Source organism: Frankia canadensis (assembly GCF_900197875.1).
GTDB classification, from domain to species: Bacteria; Actinomycetota; Actinomycetes; order Frankiales; family Frankiaceae; genus Frankia; species Frankia canadensis.
The window spans coordinates 1-5,299 of sequence record NZ_FZMO01000255.1 but is presented as its reverse complement, the minus strand read 5'-3'; the positions used below and the strand labels follow the sequence as shown (position 1 = coordinate 5,299).

General features: G+C 77.2%; 1 protein-coding gene. It reads left to right on the top strand.

Annotation, left to right across the window (positions count from 1 at the left end):
* Positions 1-5,299, top strand: a 5,299-nt coding sequence (locus C1A33_RS19535; protein ID WP_115537982.1) for a non-ribosomal peptide synthetase, incomplete at both ends; no start/stop codon positions are given.

Genomic DNA, 5,299 nt, shown 5'->3' with positions numbered 1-5,299 from the left:
GACGCGGTCCTCGTGCGGGCCGCGGGGGCGACGGGTGCCGCCGCCCTGCCCTTCCCGCCTCCGACGACGCGCCCGCCCCCGACGACGGGACCGACGAGATGGAGCTGACCTGGGGAGCGGACGTGCCCCGGCTCGACGCGTTCGGCGTGCTCGTCGCCGAGCGGCGGCCGGCGTGGGTGCGCCTGCGCGGCATTCCCGACGCGCGCGTCGCCGCCGAACTCGCGGCGAGCGCGGCGGGCGGTGACACCACCGGCGGGCCGGCCGCCGAGGCCGCCGCCGTCGACCCCGACGACGTCCACGCCCTCGCCGACACCCTCGGCTACGAGGCCGCGCTCGCCCCGCGCACCGACGAGCCGGGCCTGCTCGACGCGGTCCTCGTGCGGGCCGCGGGGGCGACGGGTGCCGCCGCCCTGCCCTTCCTGCGCCCGGTCGCGTCCGGCGAAGGCCGGGACGGGCCGGCGCGCACGAACGACCCGATGGCCGCGCGGGCCGCGGGGGCGCTGGTCGGTCGGCTGCGCGCCGATCTCGCGGCCGTGCTGCCGGACTACGCGGTGCCGGCGGCGTTCGTCCCGCTGGCCGCGCTGCCCCGCAACGCCAACGGCAAGCTCGACGTCACCGCGCTGCCGGCCGCCGATCCGGGGGCGGCGAGCTCCGGGCGCCCGCCCGCCACCCCGGTGGAGCAGACCCTCGCCGAGCTGTTCGCCGACGTCCTCGGCCTGCCCACCGTCGGCGCCGACGACGACTTCTTCGCCCTCGGCGGCCACTCCCTGCTCGCCACCCGTGTCGTCAGCCGGGCGCGGGCCGCGTTCGGCGTCGACCTCGCCATCCGCGACCTGTTCGACGCGCCGACCGTCGAGGCACTGGCCGCGAGGCTCGCCGAGCACACCGACAGCCAGCGCCCGGCCCTGCGCCCGGCGGCCCGGCCCGACCGGATCCCGCTGTCCCCGGCACAGCGGCGACTGTGGCTCGTCGACCGGCTCGTCGGCGGCACCGACGCCTACAACTACCCGCTGGCGCTGCGCCTGCACGGCCCGCTCGACGCGACGGCGCTGCGGGCCGCCGTCGCCGACGTGCTCGACCGGCACGAGGTGCTGCGCACCGTCATCGGCGACGACGCCGGGCTGCCCCACCAGCGCGTCCTCGACCCCGCCGACGCCGCCGGGCGCGTCCCCGTCGACGTCGAGCCGTGCCCGCCCGGTGAGATCGACGCGCGGATCAGCGCGCTGTCGGCGCGGCCGTTCGACCTGACCGCCGAACCGCCGCTGCGCCTGCGCGTGCTGCGCGGCCCGGACACCGACGTGCTGCTCGTCGTCCTGCATCACATCGCCACCGACGAGTGGTCCGACCGGCCGTTCCTGCTCGACCTCGACGCCGCCTACAGCGCGCGTCGCGCCGGTGGCGCCCCCGCGTTCGCGCCGCTGCCCGTCCAGTACGCCGACTACACCCTGTGGCAGCGTGACCTGCTCGGCGACCCGGCCGATCCGGACAGCGTGGCCGCCCGCCAGCTCGCCTTCTGGCTCGACGCGCTGCGCGGCACGCCGGCGGAGATCCCGCTGCCGCTGGACCGGCCGCGCCCGCCGGTGCGCGACGGCGCGAGCGGCCGCGCCACGCGGGTGCTGCCCGCCGAGGTCGCGAGCGGCCTGCGGGCACTGTGCGCGGCGACGTCGACGAGCATGTCGATGCTCGCCCACGCGGGTATCGCGACGCTGCTGCACCGGCTCGGTTCCGGCGACGACATCCCGATCGGCGTGCCGGTCGCCGGGCGCACCGACCCCGCACTCGACGCGCTCGTCGGCTTCTTCGTGAACACGCTGGTCATCCGCTCGGACTTCGGGGACGACCCGACGTTCCGCGACCTGCTGCGCCGTACCCGCGAGACCGACCTGGCCGCGTTCGACCATCAGGACCTGCCGTTCGAGGACGTCGTGGCGGCGCGGCGCGGCCGGCGCAGCGCCGGCGTCAACCCGCTGTTCCAGGTGATGGCCGGCTACCACCACCTGGCCGGTGACGACCGGGAGCTGTTCGGCGCGCCGGTCAGCTGGATCACCCCCGAGGTCGGCGCGGCCAAGTTCGACCTGGATGTGACGTTCGTCGACCGGGCGGCGACCGGCGAGATCACCGCGCTGGTCGAGTTCGCCACCGACGTGATCGATCCGGCCGGCGGCGAGCGCCTCGCCGACCGGCTCGTCCGCCTGCTGGCCGCGATCGTCCGCGACCCCGACCGCCCGGTCAGCCGCCTCGCCCTGGCCGACGACGCCGAACGCGCCGCCGCCCTGCGCCTCGCCGCCGGCCCGGCCCGCGCCCTGCCCGGCAGCGCCCCGACCACCGTCGTGGACCTGTTCGACCGTGCGGTGGCCACCCATCCCGACCGGGTGGCACTGGTGACCGCCGGCGGGCGCACCAGCTTCGGCGACCTCGCCGGTCAGGTCGGACGCGTCGCCGACCTGCTCGCCCGGCACGGCGCCGGGCCGGAGGCGCTCGTCGCGCTCGCCCTGCCGCGCGCGCTCATGGTCCCGGCGATCTTCGGCGTGCTGGCCGCGGGCGCCGGCTACCTGCCCCTCGACACCGAGCAGCCGGCGGACCGGCTCGCGTTCCTGCTCGCGGACGCGGCCCCGGCCGTCGTCGTCACCACCCGGGCGCTTGCCTCCCGCCTGCCGTCCACCGGCGCCGCCACCGTCCTGCACCTCGACGACGCGCAGTTCGACGACCAGCACCTCGACGACCAGCACCTCGACGACCAGCACCGCGCGACTGCCACCGGCCGGGAGGCGCGGCGGCGCCCGGATCCGGCGGGCGCGGCCAGCGTGATCTACACGTCGGGGTCGACGGGCCGGCCCAAGGCCGTCGTCGGCACGCACCGCGGCCTGGTCAACCTGTTCGCCTCGCACGCCGTCGACCTCATCGCCCCGGCCGAGCGGGCCGCCGGCGACGGCGGCGGGCCGCTGCGCGTGCTGCACGCGGCGTCGTTCAGCTTCGACGGTTCCTGGGAGCCACTGCTGTGGCTGCTCGCCGGGCACGAGGTGCACGTCGTCGACGAGGCGACCGCCCGCGACGCGGCCGCCCTCGTCCGGCACGTCGAACGGGCCCGCCTCGACGTGCTCGACCTGACCCCGACCTACCTGCGGGAGCTGATGTCCGACGGGCTGCTGCGCGCCGACGGCCACCGGCCCGCCGTGCTGCTCGTCGGCGGTGAGGCCACCCCGCCGGCGCTGTGGGAACGCCTGCGCGCGCTACCCGGGACGGTCACGCACGACCTGTACGGGCCGACCGAGTACTCCGTCGACGCCTACGGCTGGCACGGCGACGGCTGGGCGGCGCCGATCGCCAACACCCGTGCCTACCTGCTGGACGCGGGGCTCTCGCCCGTCGCCGACGGGGTGCCGGGCGAGCTGTACCTCGCCGGACCCGGCCTTGCCCGCGGGTACCTCGGCCGGGGGGCGCTGACAGCGTCCCGCTTCGTCGCCGACCCGTTCGGCGCGCCGGGGGAACGGATGTACCGCACCGGTGACCTGGCGCGGCGCCGTCCCGACGGCTCGCTGGCCTTCGCCGGCCGGTCGGACGACCAGGTCAAGCTGCGCGGCTTCCGCGTCGAGCTCGGCGAGATCGAGCGGGCACTGGCGGCGGTTCCCGGTGTCGGCCAGGCAGCGATCTGGTTCCGGCCGGACGCTCCGGCGGCGCTGCAGCTCGTCGCCTACGTGGTGCCGAACGGCGCCGACGCGACCACGACGGACGGCCCCGCCGGTGCCGCGGTTCCCGGTGTTGCCGCGGTTCCCGGCGGCGACGAGCTGGTGGCTGCCTCGCGGGCGTCCCTGGCCCGGGTGCTGCCGGCGTACATGGTGCCGCAGGCGATCGTGGCGCTGGCGCGGCTGCCGCGCACCGTCAACGGCAAGCTCGACCGGTCGGCGCTGCCCGAACCGGCCGGGCCCGCGCCGGTCGCCGGCGGGCGTCCCCGCGACACCCGCGAGGAACTGCTCGCCGAGCGGTTCGCCGCCGCGCTCGGGGTGGCGCGGGTCGGCCGCGACGACGACTTCTTCGCCCTTGGCGGCCACTCGCTGCTGGTCATGCGGCTGTGCGCGGCGATCCGGTCGACGTTCGGGGTGGAGATCACGCCCCGCGCGGTCTTCGAGGCGCCGACGGTCGCCGGCCTCGCCTGGCGGATGGACACCGCCGCCGCGGCGCGTCCGCCGGTGCGCCCGGTGATCCGCCCGCAGGACCCGCCGCTGTCGTACGCCCAGCGGCGGCTGTGGGTGCTGGGGCAGCTGGAGGGTCCCAGCCCCACCTACAACATTCCGGTCACCTGGCGCCTGACCGGCCCGCTGGACCTGGCCGCGCTGCGTGCCGCGGTGCACGACGTCGTCGCCCGCCACGAGGCGCTGCGCACCGTCTACCCCGCCGCCACCGGAGCCGCTGGCGCCACCTCCGACGGCGACGCGGTGCAGCGCGTCCTCGACGCGGCGGACGTGAAGATCCCCTTCGACGTCATCACCTGGACGCCGACGGACGGCATGCCGGCGGGGCCGCCGCCGCGGGACCCGCGGCTGGCGGAGCTGCTGTCGCGGGCGGCGGCGTACCCGTTCGACCTCGCCGCCGAGGTGCCGCTGCGGGTCAGCGTCGTGCGGTGCTCGCCGCGGCTGCACATCGTCCAGCTGCTTGTGCACCACATCGCCGCCGACGAGGGCTCCGACCGGCCGCTGTCGCGCGACCTGACGATCGCCTACCGGGCGCGGGCGGCGGGTACCACGCCGGACTGGGCGCCGCTGCCCGTCCAGTACGTCGACTACACGCTGTGGCAGCGGGAGCTGCTCGGTGCCGAGGCCGACCCGGCGAGCCCCGCCGCCCGCTCGCGCGCGTTCTGGCGCCACGCGCTCGCCGGACTGCCCGCCGAGCTCACCCTGCCGACCGACCGGCCCCGCCCGGCCGAGCCGACCCACGCCGGCGGCGCCGTGGAGCTCGCCGTCGACGCCAACCTCGTCAGCGCGCTGCGCGCCGTCGGGCGGGCGCACGACGCCAGCTTCTTCATGGTGCTGCGGGCGGCCGTCGCGACCCTGCTGCACCGGCTCGGCGCCGGCGACGACATCCCGATCGGCAGCCCGATCTCCGGCCGAGTCGACGACAGCCTCGACGATCTGGTCGGCTTCTTCCTCAACACGCTGGTCCTGCGCACCGACCTGACGGGTGACCCGTCGTTCGGCGAGCTGCTCGGCCGGGTCCGCGCGAGCGACCTCGCCGCCTTCGACCACCAGGACCTGCCGTTCGACCGGGTCGTGGACGCCGTCAACCCGCCTCGGGCGGCGGGCCG